Annotated in this window: 17 protein-coding genes; 11 read left to right on the top strand and 6 right to left on the bottom strand. The window is 72.6% G+C overall.

What is annotated here, in order from left to right; translation table 11 throughout:
- From panD to AB0M59_RS37215, 3 genes are all read left to right on the top strand, one after another.
- Positions 1-411 carry an aspartate 1-decarboxylase gene (gene panD, locus AB0M59_RS37225; RefSeq protein ID WP_364624826.1) on the top strand — a complete coding sequence of 137 codons (411 nt, stop codon included), beginning with the start codon at positions 1-3 and terminating at the stop codon, positions 409-411.
- 101 nt (positions 412-512) lie between these two features.
- Entirely contained in the window at positions 513-1,538 is a 1,026-nt protein-coding gene (locus AB0M59_RS37220; protein WP_364624824.1) for an ABC transporter substrate-binding protein, read from the top strand.
- 11 nt (positions 1,539-1,549) lie between these two features.
- Complete coding sequence (locus AB0M59_RS37215) at positions 1,550-1,759, top strand: MbtH family protein (protein ID WP_360484241.1); 210 nt, start codon at positions 1,550-1,552, stop codon at positions 1,757-1,759.
- Between the two features lie 60 nt (positions 1,760-1,819).
- Here the strand turns inward: AB0M59_RS37215 and AB0M59_RS37210 are convergent, their stop codons facing one another.
- From AB0M59_RS37210 to AB0M59_RS37200, 3 genes are read right to left on the bottom strand one after another with little or no spacing between them, the layout of a single operon-like run.
- Entirely contained in the window at positions 1,820-3,571 is a 1,752-nt protein-coding gene (locus AB0M59_RS37210; protein WP_364624822.1) for an ABC transporter ATP-binding protein, read from the bottom strand.
- Complete coding sequence (locus AB0M59_RS37205) at positions 3,568-5,238, bottom strand: ABC transporter ATP-binding protein (protein ID WP_364624820.1); 1,671 nt, start codon at positions 5,236-5,238, stop codon at positions 3,568-3,570. The genes AB0M59_RS37210 and AB0M59_RS37205 overlap by 4 nt, the downstream gene beginning before the upstream one ends.
- Before the next feature lie 53 nt (positions 5,239-5,291).
- A complete protein-coding gene (locus AB0M59_RS37200; RefSeq protein WP_364624818.1) occupies positions 5,292-6,152 on the bottom strand; it encodes a hypothetical protein in 861 nt (286 codons plus the stop codon).
- A gap of 44 nt (positions 6,153-6,196) precedes the next feature.
- On the opposite strand from AB0M59_RS37200, the gene AB0M59_RS37195 reads away from it, so the two are divergent.
- Positions 6,197-6,709 carry a DinB family protein gene (locus AB0M59_RS37195; RefSeq protein ID WP_364624816.1) on the top strand — a complete coding sequence of 171 codons (513 nt, stop codon included), beginning with the start codon at positions 6,197-6,199 and terminating at the stop codon, positions 6,707-6,709.
- A gap of 245 nt (positions 6,710-6,954) precedes the next feature.
- Positions 6,955-8,076, top strand: coding sequence for a hypothetical protein (locus tag AB0M59_RS37190; RefSeq protein ID WP_364624814.1), 1,122 nt, complete (start codon positions 6,955-6,957; stop codon positions 8,074-8,076).
- Here the strand turns inward: AB0M59_RS37190 and AB0M59_RS37185 are convergent.
- The gene (locus AB0M59_RS37185) at positions 8,032-8,601 is read right to left on the bottom strand and encodes a helix-turn-helix domain-containing protein (protein WP_364624812.1); all 570 of its coding nucleotides are present in this window, start codon (positions 8,599-8,601) and stop codon (positions 8,032-8,034) included. The two genes, AB0M59_RS37190 and AB0M59_RS37185, sit on opposite strands and share 45 nt — an antisense overlap.
- Before the next feature lie 48 nt (positions 8,602-8,649).
- Between AB0M59_RS37185 and AB0M59_RS37180 the strand changes: the two genes are divergently transcribed.
- The 6 genes from AB0M59_RS37180 to AB0M59_RS37155 all read left to right on the top strand — a co-directional run bounded on the left by AB0M59_RS37180 (position 8,650) and on the right by AB0M59_RS37155 (position 14,074).
- The gene (locus AB0M59_RS37180; RefSeq protein ID WP_364624810.1) at positions 8,650-9,612 is read left to right on the top strand and encodes a zinc-binding dehydrogenase; all 963 of its coding nucleotides are present in this window, start codon (positions 8,650-8,652) and stop codon (positions 9,610-9,612) included.
- 24 nt (positions 9,613-9,636) lie between these two features.
- Complete coding sequence (locus AB0M59_RS37175) at positions 9,637-10,347, top strand: MBL fold metallo-hydrolase (protein ID WP_364624808.1); 711 nt, start codon at positions 9,637-9,639, stop codon at positions 10,345-10,347.
- A 125-nt stretch (positions 10,348-10,472) separates the two neighbouring features.
- Positions 10,473-11,291, top strand: coding sequence for an ABC transporter permease (locus tag AB0M59_RS37170; protein ID WP_364624806.1), 819 nt, complete (start codon positions 10,473-10,475; stop codon positions 11,289-11,291).
- A complete protein-coding gene (locus AB0M59_RS37165) occupies positions 11,276-11,977 on the top strand; it encodes an ABC transporter ATP-binding protein (RefSeq protein WP_364624804.1) in 702 nt (233 codons plus the stop codon). Before AB0M59_RS37170 ends, AB0M59_RS37165 begins: the two co-directional genes overlap by 16 nt.
- Positions 11,964-12,974, top strand: coding sequence for an ABC transporter substrate-binding protein (locus AB0M59_RS37160; protein ID WP_364624802.1), 1,011 nt, complete (start codon positions 11,964-11,966; stop codon positions 12,972-12,974). Before AB0M59_RS37165 ends, AB0M59_RS37160 begins: the two co-directional genes overlap by 14 nt.
- Complete coding sequence (locus AB0M59_RS37155) at positions 12,971-14,074, top strand: LLM class flavin-dependent oxidoreductase (RefSeq protein ID WP_364624800.1); 1,104 nt, start codon at positions 12,971-12,973, stop codon at positions 14,072-14,074. The genes AB0M59_RS37160 and AB0M59_RS37155 overlap by 4 nt, the downstream gene beginning before the upstream one ends.
- Here AB0M59_RS37155 and AB0M59_RS37150 read toward each other — a convergent pair.
- On the bottom strand, positions 14,071-14,667 hold the full coding sequence (locus AB0M59_RS37150) for a class F sortase (protein WP_364624799.1): 597 nt from the start codon (positions 14,665-14,667) through the stop codon (positions 14,071-14,073). The genes AB0M59_RS37155 and AB0M59_RS37150 overlap by 4 nt on opposite strands.
- Positions 14,657-15,508 (bottom strand): DUF4397 domain-containing protein, encoded by an 852-nt coding sequence (locus AB0M59_RS37145; protein WP_364624798.1) that lies wholly within the window; start codon positions 15,506-15,508, stop codon positions 14,657-14,659. Before AB0M59_RS37145 ends, AB0M59_RS37150 begins: the two co-directional genes overlap by 11 nt.
- Positions 15,509-15,511 lie beyond the last annotated feature (3 nt).

Genomic DNA, 15,511 nt, shown 5'->3' with positions numbered 1-15,511 from the left:
GTGCACCGCACCCTGATGAACGCCAAGATCCACCGCGCCACCGTCACCCAGGCCGACCTGCACTACGTCGGCTCGCTGACGATCGACGCGGACCTGATGGCCGCCGCGGACATCGTCGAAGGCGAGCGGGTCCAGGTCGTCGACATCACCAACGGCGCCCGCCTGGAGACCTACGCCATCACCGGCGAACCGGGCTCCGGTGTCATCGGCGTCAACGGCGCCGCGGCGCACCTCGTGCACCCCGGCGACCTCGTCATCATCATCACCTACGCCCAGGTCGACGAGGTCGAGCGCGCGCGGCACCGGCCGCGCGTGGTGCACGTGGACGCCGACAACCGCCAGGTCCACCTGGGACACGACCCGGCCGAGCCGGTGCCCGGCGCGGAAGCCCAGCTCTCGGGCCGGAATTGACGCAGGTGGGGGTGGACACAGGTAGGTCGCGACTGTTGCTTTCGACAGCCTCACCTAAATAAGGTGTGCCTATCCTAAAAAATGGCTGGCGAGAGGTTCTCATGTCCGTGTTTCAAGGCGGTGCCGGGCTCAGCCGGCGTGGATTCCTGATCGGCACCGGCGGGCTGGCCGCGGCCGCGGCACTCACCGCGTGCGGCAGCGGCGACGACAAGGCCGCCCCGGCGTCCTCGGGCCCCTGGGAGTTCACCGACGACCGCGGGCAGAAGGCCTCGCGCGACCAGCGTCCGACCCGCGTCGTGGCCTACGTCAGCTCCGCCGCCGCGCTGTGGGACTACGGCGTCCGCCCGGCCGGCGTGTTCGGCCCGCAGAAGACGGCCGACGGCGGCAAGGAGATCCAGGCCGGCAACATCGACCTGAACGCCGTGACGTCGATCGGCAACGCGTGGGACGACTTCAGCATGGAGAAGTTCGCCGCGACCAAGCCGGACCTGGTGATCACCGGGCTCACCGGCGCCAAGCCGACCGACCTGTGGGTGCTCAAGGACGACCTCGGCCCCAAGGTGCAGCAGATCGCGCCGATCGTCGCGATGTCGGAGTACAAGGTCACGCTGCCGAAGGTGATCGAGCGCTACGAGCAGCTCGCGCTGGCGCTCGGCGGTGACGCGAACTCCGACGTCATCAAGAAGGGCAAGGACGACTTCCGGAAGGCGTCCGACGACCTGAAGGCGGCCATCAAGGCCAAGCCCGGCCTCAAGGTCCTGGTCGTGTCCAGCGACAAGGACAACCTGTACGTCTGCAAGCCGGAGTTCTTCGCGGACCTGGCGTACTACCGGGACCTGGGCCTGGACATCATCAACGGCGCCGGCACGGACGACTACTTCGAGACGCTCAGCTGGGAGCAGGCCGGCAAGTACCCGGCGGACCTGATCCTGACCGACAGCCGCACGTACGCGCTGTCGCGCCCGCAGCTGGCGGCGATCCCGACGTGGGCGCAGCTGCCCGCGGTCAAGGCGAACCAGCTCGCCGACTGGTCGACCGAACCCCGGTTCAACCCGGTGCTCGCGGCCCCGGTCATCCAGAAGCTGACCGAGGTCGTCAAGGGCGCCCGCACCGACATCACCGCCTGAGGAGGCCTCGCATGACGAACCCGTTCGAAGACCCGTCCGGTACCTACCTGGTGCTGGTCAACGCGGAGAACCAGCACAGCCTGTGGCCGGAGTTCGTGGAGGTGCCCGCCGGCTGGACGGTCGCCTTCGGCCCGTCGGGCCGCCAGGAGTGCCTGGATCACGTGGAAGCGAACTGGACGGACATGCGGCCGAAGTCCCTGGCCGATGCCATGGACAACTGACCCTTCTCCGAGAAAAGCGCCGGGAGCAGCTCGCTCCCGGCGCTTTTCGCGTGTTCGGAGTCAGGCGCGCTGGCCCGACCAGGCCGCCCAGAGTGTCGCGTACTGGCCACCGGCGGCGACCAGCTCGTCGTGCGTGCCGGTCTCGACGACCGCGCCCGCGTCGAGGACCACGATCCGGTCGGACGCCGCCGCCTGGGTCAGGCGGTGGGCCACCACCAGCGCCGTCCGGCCTTCGAGGGCGGCCGCGGCCGCCGACTCCAGGACCCGGGAACCGGCGCTGCCGGCCTCCGCCGTGGCTTCGTCGAGGATCGCGATCGGCGGGTCGGCCAGCACCAGCCGGACCAGGGCGAGCTGCTGCGCCTGGGTCACCGTCAGCTGGTGGCCGCCTTCGCCGACCACGGTGGCCAACCCGGACGGCAGACTGTCCACCCAGGACAGTGCGCCCACCTTCGCCAGCGCGGCCCGCAGCTCCGCGTCGGACGCCGACGGGCGCGCGAGACGGAGGTCTTCGGCCAGCGGGCCGGCGAAGACGTGGACCTCCTGGCTGATCAGCGCGACGCTCCGGCGGGTCGCCTCGGGTCCCAGCTCGTCCAGGGACACCCCGCCGAGCGTCACCGAACCCGAGGACGGCCGGTGGATCCCGGCGATCAGCTTGGCCAGCGTCGTCTTCCCGGCCCCGCTCGCTCCGACCAGCGCCACCCGCTCGCCGGGCGCGACGCCGAGGTCGACGTCGCGCAGCACCGGGTGACCGTCCACATAGGAATACCCCGCCCCCGCCGTCTTCACCGACGCGTCCACCGGCCGCGCCGGCTGCGAAGGCGACTCCTCGGCGGGCAGGTCCGCGACGCCGATCAGCCGCGCGAGGCTGGCCGCGGCCGCCTGCGCGTCGTCGACCAGGGCCAGCGCCGTCGTGATCGGCCCGAACAGGCTGTGGAAGTACAGCGCCGCGGCCGTCGCCACGCCGACCGTCACCGCGTCCGCCCCGACCAGCAGGAATCCCACAGCCAGCACGGCCGACAGCCCGACGAACTCCGCCAGGTTGAGCCGCGCGTAGAACCGCGTCACCAGCCGGATCCCGCGCAGGGCCAGGTCGACGGCCGTGTCGGAGCGCTGCCGCACCCGGTCCAGGTGCGTGTCCGCCAGCCGGAACGCGCGGACGGTCTTCGCGCCGCCGATCGTGTCCAGCAGCTGCTGCTGTTGCGCGCCGACGGCCTCGCGCTGGCTCGCGTAGAGCGGCTTCGCGCGCGGCACGTACCACCGCACGGTCCACAGCTGGATCGGCACGGCGACCAGCGCGGCGAGCAGGAACCGCCAGTCCAGTACGGCCAGCGCGCCGAGCGTCAGGACGACCGTCAGCACCGAGCGGCCCAGCTCGGGCAGCGCCTGCCGGACGCCTTCCGCGACGACCGAGACGTCGTTCGTCACGCGGGTGGTCAGATCGCCGGACCCGGCGCGCTCGAGCTGGTCGAGCGGCAGCCCGAGCGCCCGCTCGACGAAGCGTTCGCGCAGCTCGGCCAGGATCGTCTCGCCCAGCCGTGCGACCAGCGACACGCCGATGGCGGTCGCGATGGCCTGTCCGATCGCGACGAGGACCAGCTCGACGACCGGCGTGAGCAGGTCGGCCGCCGGCCGTCGCGTCGCGACGAGGTCGACGACCCGGCCGAGCAAAGGTGCGGTGAGCAGCCCGATCGCCGTGGCCGCGACCAGCATCGTGAACGCGGCCGCGGCGCGGCCCTTCGACCGGCCGACGAGCTCGCCGACGACGGCGCGGATCCGGCGGCCGTCGGCCACGGGGAGGAGTTCGCGGGTCATGACAGCACCGCCGCCCGGTAGTCGGCGCGACCGGCGAGCTCGGCGTGGCTGCCTTCGCCCGCGATCCGCCCGTCGTCGAGGAGGACGACGCGGTCGGTCGCGGCGAGCAGCGCCGGGCTGGTGGTCACGAGGATGGTCGTGCGGCCACGCCGCAGTTCGGCCAGGCCCGCGGCGATGCGGGCCTCGGTGACGGTGTCGACGGCGGTCGTCGGGTCGTGCAGGACGAGCACCGGCGCGTCGACGGCGAGCGCGCGGGCGAGCGCGACCCGCTGGCGTTGCCCGCCCGACAGCGACCGCCCGCGTTCGGAGACTTCGGTCGCGACGCCGTCGGGCAGCGCGCCGGCCACCTCGTCGACGGCGGCCGCGGTCAGCGCTTCTTCGCTGAGCGGCCCGGTTTCGAAGTTTTCGGCGACGGTCCCGGCGAACAGGTCCGCGTCGTGCGCGGCCACCAGCACCACTTCGCGGACCCGGCTCGGGTCCACAGTGGACAGATCGACCGCGTCGACCGACACCGAGCCTGCCGCGGGGTCGGCGGCGCGGCCGAGGCAGTCCAGGAGGTCGGTCGCGGCGGCCGGGTCGGTGGCGACGACGCCGAGCAGCTCACCCGGGCGGGCTTCGAAGTCGACGTCGCGCAACGCGCCCCGGCCGAGCGCGGACAGTCGGACGTGCCCGGCGGCGGGCGTCGGGAGCGTCGCTTCACCGGTGCCCACTGCGGGCGGTGCGTTCAGCACGTCGGCGATGCGCGCGGCCGACGCGCGGCCCTGCGCGAGCTCGCCGTTGACCCACGAGAAGATCGAGAACGGCGTGATCAGGTACTGCGCCAGGCCGACCGCGGCGACGAGGTCACCGACGCTGATGTCGCCCGCCGCCGCGAGGTTCCCGCCGACGAGCGCGACGACGGCGATGAAGATGCCGGTCAGCGCGAGCAGCGCGCCGTTGTGCCAAGCCTGGGCGCGCGCCGCGCGCAGGGTGGCCTTGAGCGAATCCTGGCTGGTGCGGCGGTAGCGGTCGACGGCGGCGCGTTCGGCACCGACGCCCTTGAGCACGCGCAGCCCGGCGACGAGGTCGGTGGCGATGCCGGAGGCGAAGGCGGATCGCTCTTGCTCGGCTTCGCTGCGGCGTTCGAGAGGCTTGCCGATCAGGTGCGCCAGGTACAGCATCGGCGGCGTGCCGAGCAGCACGAGCAGGCCGAGGGGGATGCTCATGGTCAGCAGCACGACGGCGCTGACCAGCAGTCCGGCCAAGCCGGCGACGCCGAACGGCAGGACGCCGTTGACCTGGCCGACGCGCTTCGCGTCGGACGTCCCGATGCTGACGAGCTCGCCCGCGAGGTTGCCCGCCTCGGCCCCGCCGCCGGGGTGCAGCACACGGCGTCCGACGTCGAGGCGCAGGTCGTGGGCGGCGCGTTCGGCGGCGCGCTCGCCGAAGCGGGCGCCGAGGCGGTAGCTGGTCGACAGCGCGGCGAAGAGTACGCCCAGCACCGCCAGCCAGAAGATCAGCGTGCCTGCCGAGCCACCCGCGACGGCCTGGTCGATCACCACGCCGATCACCACCGGTACCAGCGCTTCGCCGCCCTGGTGGCACGACGTCAGCAGCGCCGCGAGGGTCACCGATCGTCGTTGCCCGGTGATCGAACGGCGGAGGACTTCCCGTCCGGTCGTGCTCACCCGCGCCTCCCTGTCCTGTCGTGGGATAGGTAAGGCTAGTCTAAGTAAAGGAGTTACGGGAGCACGGTCGGCTTCGTCTCATTTCCCTCGGTCGCCGGCTCTCCGAAGCGGGCCAGGGCGAGCGCGGCGGCCACGGCGAGGACGAACCCGGCGATCGCGACGACCGCGAACCCGGGGCGGGTCCGGTCGCCGAGGACGAACACGCCGACCAGCGACGGGAAGACCGTTTCGCCGAGGACCATCATCGCGGTGCTCGTGGTGACGCTGCCGCGTTGCAACGCCGTCGCGTAGAACAGCATCGCCATCCCGCCCGCGACGGCCACGGTGTAGGTGGCCGGGTCGGTGAGCAGGTCCAGCGGGGCGAGGCTGGGGATGATCCGCCCGGCGATGGCGACGACACCGAAGCTGAGCCCGGCGACGAGCCCGAGCGCGGGCGTCCTGATGCGCCGGCTCGCCTTCCCGGCCGCGATCCCGGCGCCGGCCAGCACGACGACCGCGCCGATCAGGCCGAGCCGGAAGCCGAGCCCGACCGGGTCGGAGCCCTCGCTCTCCGCGGCCGCGCCGAGCAGGCCGAGCCCGGCGCACACGACGGCGACGGCCGCCCACTCCCGGTTGCCGAGCCGGACCCCGAGGAACCGGGCGGCGACGGCGGTCACGGCGAGGCTCGCGGCGAGCGCGGCCTGCACGACGAACAGCGGCAGGACGTGCAGAGCGGCGATCTGCGCGACGAACCCGAGGACGTCCAGCGCGAGGCCGACCACGAACTTCCACTGGCCGAGGACGCGGACGAGCAGCTTCGGATCGACACCGTCGGCGCCGGTGTCTTCGGTCGCCTGGGCGGCGACCGACTGCATCACCGAAGCCACGCCGTACGCGATCGCCGCGCCGAGGGCGCACAAAAGTCCCCACCACATGGCGATCACTCTATTTTGTCGGACCTGTGGGGTACGTTCCGGTCATGTCGAACACGAGTTCGAAGACGCGGCGCGCCTGGCCGGCCCGGCTGGCGTGGGACGAGTTGAGCCTGCAGCTGGACTTCCTGCAGTTCCTCCGGGCGACGGCGGTGAACAAGCTGGCCGGGTTGTCGGTCGAGCTGGCCGCGGCGACACCGTTCTCGACGTCGCCGCGGCTGAGCGCGATGGGAGCGGTGAAGCACCTGACGGCGGTCGAGCGGTGGTGGCTGTCGATCGAGGCCGGGGGAGCGGACCTGCCGTCGCTGTGGGCGGGGTCTCCGGATCCGAGCTGGGATCTGAGTCCGGACGACACGCCGGCATCGGTGGTGGCGGCGTACAAGGCCGAGTGGGCCCGGTCGGAGAAGTCGTTGCGCCGGGTGGGGCCGGACGACCGGACGCGGCGGCGGTCGGAGTTCACGGTCCGGTGGGTGGTGGCGCACGTCGTGCAGGAGACGGCTCGGCATGTGGGGCATTTGGACCTGCTGCGGGAGCTGGCCGATGGAGAGGTGGGTGAATGAGAAATCCGCGTGACAAGCCCGGCTAACCTGGGTTCGTGGCCGTCGTTGCGGAGTGCCGCCGATTTACCGGCCCCCTGGCCCTTCGCGGGTGCCAGTGGGGTTCCGGTGCCACGTCCGCGTTCGGTGTTGCCTGAACGGCATCGTCGTGCGGTGACCTGACTGCGCGCCGCCGAGAACCTCGTCTGGTGTCCGGGTCAGGGGGAGCACCTTCGCTCACCCATCCCCTTGACCCAGGAGGCCCTGCCATGCCCGAAACACTCACCCCCACCCAGCTCACCCGCGACCTCGCCATCCGCGACCTCACCGATCCGGCCAGCGGCTCGCACGCCATCCAGCTCGTCGTCGAGCGGGCCGTCGCCGCCGTCCAAGGATCGCGCACCGAAGTCCGGTGGTGGCCGGGGGATCGGATCGTCACCGTCGCCGACAACTACGACAACCTCGGCTACGACCGCGCCGACGTCACCCGCGACGCGCGCTACACCCGCTACGTCGACGCGGACCACGTGCTGCGCAGCCATTCCAGCGCCCTGGTTCCCGCCGCGCTGCGGGCGCTCGAAGCGTGCCCGGCCGACGACGTCCTGCTCGTCTGTCCCGGCATCGTCTACCGGCGCGACAGCATCGACCGGCTGCACACGGGCACCCCGCACCAGCTCGACCTCTGGCGGATCACGCGCACGACGAAGCCGGACCTCGACCGGCTCGTGGAGGGCCTCGTCACCACGCTCCTGCCAGGACGCCGATGGCGGCTCGAACCCCGCCGCCAGCCGTACACAGTGGACGGTGCCCAGCTCGACGTCCGGCACCGCGGCGAGTGGGTCGAGATCGCCGAGTGCGGCCTCGCCCACCCCGAGGTCCTCGCTCGGGCCGGGCTCAAAGCAGGGTGGTCCGGACTGGCCCTCGGCATGGGTCTCGACCGGATGCTGATGCTGCTGAAGGACATCCCGGACATCCGGCTCCTGCGGTCACCGCACCCGGCCGTCGCCGCGCAGCTCGCCGACCTCGCGCCGTACCGCCCGGTCTCGGCCCTGCCGCCGGTGCGCCGCGACCTCTCGATCGCGGTGGCGCACGACGACCGCGCGGAGGACCTCGGGGATCGCGTCCGCACCGCCCTCGGTGATGACGCCGACGTCGTCGAGTCGGTCGAAATCCTTCAGGAGACGCCGTGCTCGCAGCTGCCACTCCAGGCGCTGGCCCGGCTCGGCGCGACCGAGGACCAGAAGAACCTCCTGGTCCGGCTGGTGCTGCGTCCGCTGGACACGACTCTGTCGGACGCGGAAGCGAACGTCCTGCGCGACCGGGCCCATGCCGCACTGCACCAGGGGTCAGGCTCGCAGCCCCCGGAGCGCGAGCGCGGCGAAGCGACGTGAAGCGAGAACACGCGCCGCCGGTGACGGCGCCTGGAGGCCGCTGTTGGCCATGAGGATGAGGACCACGTCGTCCAGGACGACGTCGGGGCGCACGTACCCGGCCTCTTGCGCGCGGCGGACCAGCTCGGCGATCGACCGCAACGCCCGTTCGCGGTCCGCGGCGAAGTCGATCGCGTGCGGGAACGCCGACGTGAAGGCCGCGGTGAACCCCCGGTCGCGCGCGTGCAGCTCGCAGAGCTTCTCGACCACCGAGGCGAAGCCGCGCCACGGATCGGGATCGGCGAGCCCCTCGTCGACGATGGCGTAGCACGCCCGCATCTGGTCCGTGAACGCCGCGGTGACCAGCAGTTCCTTGGTCGGGAACCGGCGGTACAGGGTGGCCGGCCCGACCCCGGCGCGCCGGGCGATCTCCCGCATCGGTACGTCCAGGCCGTCGGTGGCGAACACCGCGCGGGCCGCGTCGAGGATGCGCTCGCGGTTGTCGCGGGCGTCGGAGCGCAAGAGGTGAGGCAACTGATCGGCCACGCTCTCACTTTAGCCAACCGGACGCCGGCGTCCACTACCGTCGGACCCATGAAAGCAGTTGCGGTACAAGCGTTCGGCGGTCCTGAGGGACTGGCGGTCATCGACGTCCCGGTCCCTGAGCCGGCCGAGGGACAGGTGCTGGTCGCCACCGAGGCGATCGGCGTGGGCGGCGTCGACGCCGTGATCCGCAGCGGCGCCCTCGCCGCGTACGGGTTCCGGGACGGGCACATCCTCGGCGGCGAGATCGCGGGCACGGTGACCGCGGTCGGCGACGGCGTCGACCCGTCGTGGGCCGGCCGGCGCGTGTGGGCCTTCACCGGCGTGGGCGGCGGGTACGCCGAGCAGGCGGTCGCCCCGGCCGAGACGCTCGTCCCGCTCCCGGCGACGACGTCGGCGGTCGACGCGGTGACGCTCGGCAGCTCCGGCGCCGTGGCCCACTTCGGCCTGCGTCACGCCCACTTCGCCCCGGGCGAGTCGGTGCTGGTCCGCGGTGCGGCGGGCGGCCTCGGGATCATGACGGTCCAGCTCGCCGCCCGGGCCGGGGCCGGCGCGATCGCGGTCACGACGTCGTCGCCCGAGCGCGCCGATCGCCTGCGCGAGCTGGGCGCGACTCGCGTGCTGGACCGTGCCGGCGAAGGCACGGCGGACACCTACGACGTCATCATCGACATCGTCGCGGGTCCGGAGCTGCCGTCGTTCTTCGCCAAGCTGAACCCGAACGGCCGCCTGGTGGCGATCGGCGCGGTCGCCGGCGACCCACCCGCGGACTTCGGCAAAGCAATGTTCACGGCCTTCCAGAAGTCGCTGTCGTTCGCGACCTTCAGCGCGAACACCGTCCCGCGGGCCGACCGGAGCGCGGTGACCGCGGAGCTGTTCGTCGCGGCGACGCGCGGCGAGCTGACCGCCGTCGTGCACGAGGTCCTGCCGCTGGAGCAGGCGGTACTGGCGCACCGGATGATGCAGGCCGGCGAGGTGTTCGGCCGGCTGGTCCTCACACCGTCGAGGTCGTAGGGCGAGGGCCCGTAGGGTGTGGCCATGGCAGATCGGCTCTACTTCCGGCAGCTGCTCGCCGGGCGGGACTTCGCCGTCGGCGACCCGGTCGCGACGCAGATGGTGAACTTCGCCTACCTCATCGGCGACCGGGACACCCGGGAAGCGGTGATCGTCGACCCGGCCTACGCCGTGCAGGATTTGCTCGGTGTCCTCGAAGCCGACGGCATGCGGCTCACCGGCGTGCTGGCCACCCACCACCACCCCGACCACGTCGGCGGCGAGATGATGGGCTTCTCACTGCCCGGGATCGCCGAGCTGCTCGCGCTCCAGCCGGTGCCGATCCACGTCAACAGTGCCGAGACCGAGTGGGTCCGCCGCGTGACCGGGGTCGAGAACACCGATCTGCGCGCGCACGACCACGACGACGTCCTCGAGGTCGGGGCCGTCCCGATCCGGATGCTGCACACCCCCGGCCACACGCCCGGCAGCCAGTGTTTCCTCGTCGAGGACAAGCTCGTCTCCGGCGACACGCTCTTCCTGGAAGGCTGCGGCCGCACCGACTTCCCCGGCGGCGACGCCGAAGAGATCTACCGCAGCCTGCAGGCCCTCGCCGGCCTGCCGGGCGACCCCGTCGTGTACCCCGGGCACCAGTACTCGGCCGAACCGTCGGCCGCGCTGTCCGACGTCAAGCGCACCAACTTCGTCTACCGGCCGCGGTCGCTCGACGAATGGAAGGTCATGTTCGGCGGCTGATCAAGGGCGTTCCACGGGGTGAAACCCCGCGATTTCACGGACTGGGCACCGATTGACTTTGCCTGCCCGGGGCTCGAATGTCGGGACCACGCAATCCCGAACATCCCCGTCCCCGGGAGAAATCCGTGTCGATTTCCACCACGGGCGTGCTTCCGCGCGCCCGCAACCGCGTCGAAGGACCGCCGCGCCGGACCGTGCGCCGGCTCGACCTGCGGCGCTGGATCAGCCCGGTGGTGCTCGTCGCCGCCTGGCAGGTCGCCAGCGCCACCGGCGTCCTGCCGCCCGACAAGCTCAGTTCACCGTGGACGGTCGTCCAGGCCGGGATGGAAGTCGCCCGCAGCGGCGAACTCGGGACCGCCTTCGCGGTGTCGCTCGGCCGCGTCGGCGCCGGGTTCGCCCTCGGCCTGATCGCCGGCGTGGTGCTGGGCATCGTCTCCGGGCTGTCCCGCTGGGGTGAGGCGCTGGTCGACCCGCCCGTGCAGATGCTGCGCACGCTGCCGTTCCTCGGCCTGATCCCGCTGTTCATCCTGTGGTTCGGCATCGGCGAGGAAACGAAGATCGTGCTGGTCGCGCTGGGCGTGGCCTTCCCGCTCTACCTCAACGTCCACTCGGGAATCCGCGGCGCCGACCCCAACCTCGTCGAAGCGTCGCGGGCGCTCGGTTTCAGCCGCGCGGAACGGCTTTGGCACGTCGTCCTCCCCGGCGCGTTGCCGCAGGCGCTCGTCGGGCTGCGGCAGTCGCTCGGTCTTGCGTGGCTCGCGCTCATCGTCGGCGAGACGGTCAACGCCGACGCCGGGGTCGGCTACCTCATCAACAACGCGCGCGAATTCCTGCGCACCGACGTCGTGGTCGTCGGCCTCGTCCTGTACGCCCTGCTCGGCCTGGTCACCGACGCGCTGGTCCGGCTGCTCGAACGGAAGGTGCTGCGGTGGCGAACCCGGTAGCCGAGGTCCGTGACCTCACGAAGCGGTTCGGCGACCGGACCATCCTCAGTGGACTCGACCTGACCGTCGAGCGCGGCGAGTTCGTCGCCCTGCTCGGCCGCAGCGGCTCCGGCAAGTCGACGCTCTTGCGGGTCCTCGCCGGGCTCGACGACGACGTGGCCGGTAAAGCGACGGTGACCGGGACCGTCTCGGTCGCCTTCCAGCAGCCGCGGCTGCTGCCGTGGCGGAAGGTCTGGCGCAACGTCGTCCTCGGCCTGCGCCAGGACGGCGTCGCGAAGTCCCGCAACCGCGCGCTCGCGGAGAAGGCACTGGGCGAGGTCCACCTGGCCGACCACGCCGACGACTGGCCGCTCACGCTCTCCGGCGGTGAGGCCCAGCGGGTGTCGCTGGCCCGCGCCCTGGTGCGCGAACCCGATCTGCTCCTGCTCGACGAGCCGTTCGGCGCGCTCGACGCCCTCACCCGGATCGCGATGCACGGGCTGGTCCAGGACCTCTGGCGACGTCATCAGCCGGGCGTGCTGCTGGTGACCCACGACGTCGACGAGGCCCTGCGGCTCGCCGGCCGGGTCCTGGTGCTCGACGGCGGGCGGATCGTCGCCGAGCACCGGCCGCGCGAAGCCGACCACGACGACCTCCGCCGGCGCGTGCTGGCGGACCTGGGAGTGACCGAAGATGCAGTGGCGTAGCGGAATCACCGTTGTCGCGGCGGCGCTGACGCTGGCCGGGTGCGGCTCGGCGACCAGCGCCGATCAGGCGGCCGTGCCGGGCCCGGTGAGCGCGGCGGACCTGGCGAAGGTGACGCTCAAGGTCGGTGACCAGAAGGGCGGCGTCAAGTCGCTGCTCACCGCCGCGGGCCTGCTGGACGGGACGCCGTACAAGGTCGAATGGGCGACGTTCACCTCGGGGCCGCCGCTGCTCGAAGCCGCGTCGGCCGGGGCGATCGACACCGGTCGCGTCGGCAACACGCCGCCGATCTTCGCGGCCGCGGCGAAGGCGAAGATCAAGGTGATCAGCGTTTCGCGCAGCAACGTCGAGCGGGAGGCCGTCCTCGTGCCCCCCGGCTCGCCGCTGCAGAACGTCGCTGCCCTGAAGGGCAAGACGATCGGCGTCGCCAAGGGCACCTCGGCCCACGGCCAGCTGCTGAACACCCTGCACAACAACGGACTGTCCACCAAGGATGTGAAACTGAACTTCCTGCAGCCGTCCGAGGCCTACGCGGCCTTCACCCAGCACACGATCGACGCGTGGGCGATCTGGGACCCCTACACCGCGCAGGCCCAGCTCGAAGCCCACGCCCGGGTCCTGGCCGACGGCCGCGGTGCCTCGAACGGCCTCGGCTTCCTGACCGCGAGCACCGCGGCGCTGGCCGACCCGGGGCGGAACTCGGCGCTGCGCGACTTCGCCGTCCGGGTCGTCAAGGCGCAGAAGTGGGCGGACACGCACCGGACGGAGTGGGCGCAGGCGTGGGCCAAGGAGACCGGGCTGAAGCCCGAGGTGGCGCAGAAGACCGTCGACGCCGGGCGTGACCTGCCGATCCCGCTGGACGACGCCGTGGTGGCGTCCGAACAGCAGCTCGCGGACGCCTTCACCGACGAGAAGACTCTGCCGGGCAAGGTGGACTTCGCCGCGTTCGCCGACCGGCGGTTCGCCCCTGATTTGGATCAGGCGAGGAGCAACGGATGAGCATCAGTCTGCACTGGTTCCTGCCCACCAGCGGCGACGGCCGCACGATCGTGGAACGCTTCCACGCCAACCGGTCCGCGGGCCCGTCGGCCCAGCGCGCACCCGACCTGGACTACCTCGCCCAGGTCGCCCGCGCCGCCGAACGGCAGGGCTTCGAAGGCGTCCTGACCCCGACCGGCACGTGGTGCGAGGACGCCTGGCTGACCACGGCCGCGCTGATCCGCGAGACGACCCGGCTGAAGTTCCTGGTCGCGTTCCGCCCCGGCGTCCTCTCGCCGACGCTCGCCGCGCAGATGGCCGGCACCTTCCAGCGCCTGTCGGAGGGCCGCGTGCTGCTCAACATCGTCACCGGCGGCGACGCCGTGGAGCAGCGGCGCTTCGGCGACTGGCACGACCACGACGCCCGCTACGCGCGCACCGACGAGTTCCTCACCATCGTCCGCGGCGTCTGGTCCGGGCAGCCGTTCACCTTCGAGGGCGAGCACCTGCGCGTCGAAGGCGCGACGACGCTGGCTGCGCCCGACCCGGTGCCGCCGATCTACTTCGGCGGGTCGTCGCCGGCCGCGCTGCCGGTCGCGGCCCGGCACGCCGACGTCTACCTGACCTGGGGCGAGCCGCCCGCGCAGGTGGCGGAGAAGATCGGCAAGGTCCGCGAGCTGGCCGGCGACCGGCCGGTCCGGTTCGGCGTCCGGCTGCACACGATCTCGCGCGACACGTCGGCCGAAGCGTGGGCGGAGGCGCAGAAGCTCCTGGACGCGTTGAGCCCGGAGCAGGTCGCCAAGGCCCAAGCCCAGCTCGCGGCGAGCGAGTCGGTCGGGCAGCAGCGGATGGTCGCGCTGCACGGCGGCCGGACCGGCGGCGGCGTCCGCGGGCTGGAGATCCACCCGAACCTGTGGGCCGGCGTCGGCCTGGTCCGCGGCGGCGCGGGCACCGCGCTGGTGGGCAGCCACCGCGAGGTCGCGGACCTGATCGAGGAGTACCACGGCGTCGGCGTCACCGAGTTCGTGCTGTCCGGCTACCCGCACCTCGAGGAGGCCTACTGGTTCGGCGACGGCGTCCGGCCCGAGCTGGCCCGGCGCGGCCTGCTCAAAGAGTACTAACCCCAGCGGGTCGAGGCGTAGACGACGATGTTGTCGCGATAGGACCGTTTCGCCGCGTCGAAGCTGCCGCCGCAGGTGATCAGCCGCAGCGCGCTGCCCGGTGCGGGCCCGTAAACCGCGTCGGTCGGGAAGGCGTTCTTCGGGTAGCGCTGGACGGTGTCCACGACGAACCGGGTCTCCTGGCCGTCGGAGCGCGCGACGAACACTTGGTCGCCGTCGCGCAGGTCGCGCAACCGGAAGAACGGCGCCGGCCCGGACCGGGAGTCGACGTGCGCGGCGATCACCGCCGGCCCGGGGTCTCCCGGCACCGGGCCGGCGGCGTACCAGCCGACGTCTTCGAAGCGCGCGGGCGCCTCGAGTTCGTGGTCGCCGCCCAGCCCGAGCGGGACTAGCGCGGCCGCGTCGACGCCGATGGCGGGGATCCGCAGCCGGACCGGGCGGACGTCGGCCGCCGGAGGCAGCGGTTGCGGCCCGCTCGCCACCGGCGTCGTCGAAACCGGCGACTGAGGTGGCGCGGCGGGCTGGGCCGGGGCCGCCGAGCAGCCCGCGGCCACCAGCACCGCGACGAGCAGTACGCCGAGGTCAGCGCGCACGAGCCAGCCGGCGCCCGACCACGAACGCGGCCAGCAGCCCGGCCGCCGCGAACGCCGGCCAGAGCGGCAGATCGGACGACGACGGCGCCGTGCCGCCGCCCCCGGTCTCGACGCCGAGCTTCGGCGGCTCGGGCAGCGACCCGCCGTCGGAGATCGGGTTCGCCTTGAGCACCCCGGCGTTCTCGGTGACCAGCAGCGTCGTCGACGTGCCGGCCTTGACGTCGAGGTCGGCGGTCGACTGCACCGTGCCGCCGGTCAGCTGCAGCGGCCAGCGGCCTTCCGGAACGTCCACATAGGACGACGTCTGGCCGTAGGCCGCGTCCTTGGCGATCGTGACGCCCGTCGGGCCCGCGACGCTGACCGGCGCGATCGCCGCCGAGCCTTCGACCACCCGGACCCGGCCCTTGCCGGCGGCCGGCGCGCTGAGGTCGTCGGTGACGAGGTCGCCCTTGAGCGTGCCGTCCGGGCCGTTCGCGAAGACCAGCAGCGAGTAGGCGCTGCGCTCGGCGACGTCGATGGTCGCCGACAGCGCGGGCGGGGTGCTGGACGCGGCGTCGGCGGGCCGCATCGACAGCGTGTACTTGCCGGGATCGAGCGAGGAGTACGGGGTGACCGCGCCGTAGCCGGCCTTGCGGATGACGACCTTCTCGGCCTGGCCGAACGGCGCGAAGTAGATGTCCACCGGCGGCACCTTGGGGGAGAGGTGACCGACCCGGATCCAGCCGACGCCCGGGCCGGGGGCGGTCGCCGCCTCGGCCGTCACCGGCGTCAGCGCGACGAGCAGGAGGGCTGCGGCGGTCAGCCCGCCGGGTCTGAGCAGGAGCTGGGGGAGAGTGCGCATCGG

Origin of the sequence: Amycolatopsis sp. NPDC051371 (genome assembly GCF_040682155.1) — a bacterium.
Lineage (GTDB): Bacteria > Actinomycetota > Actinomycetes > Mycobacteriales > Pseudonocardiaceae > Amycolatopsis.
The sequence above is the reverse complement of the archived record's forward strand: the minus strand, read 5'-3'. Positions and strand labels throughout refer to the sequence as shown.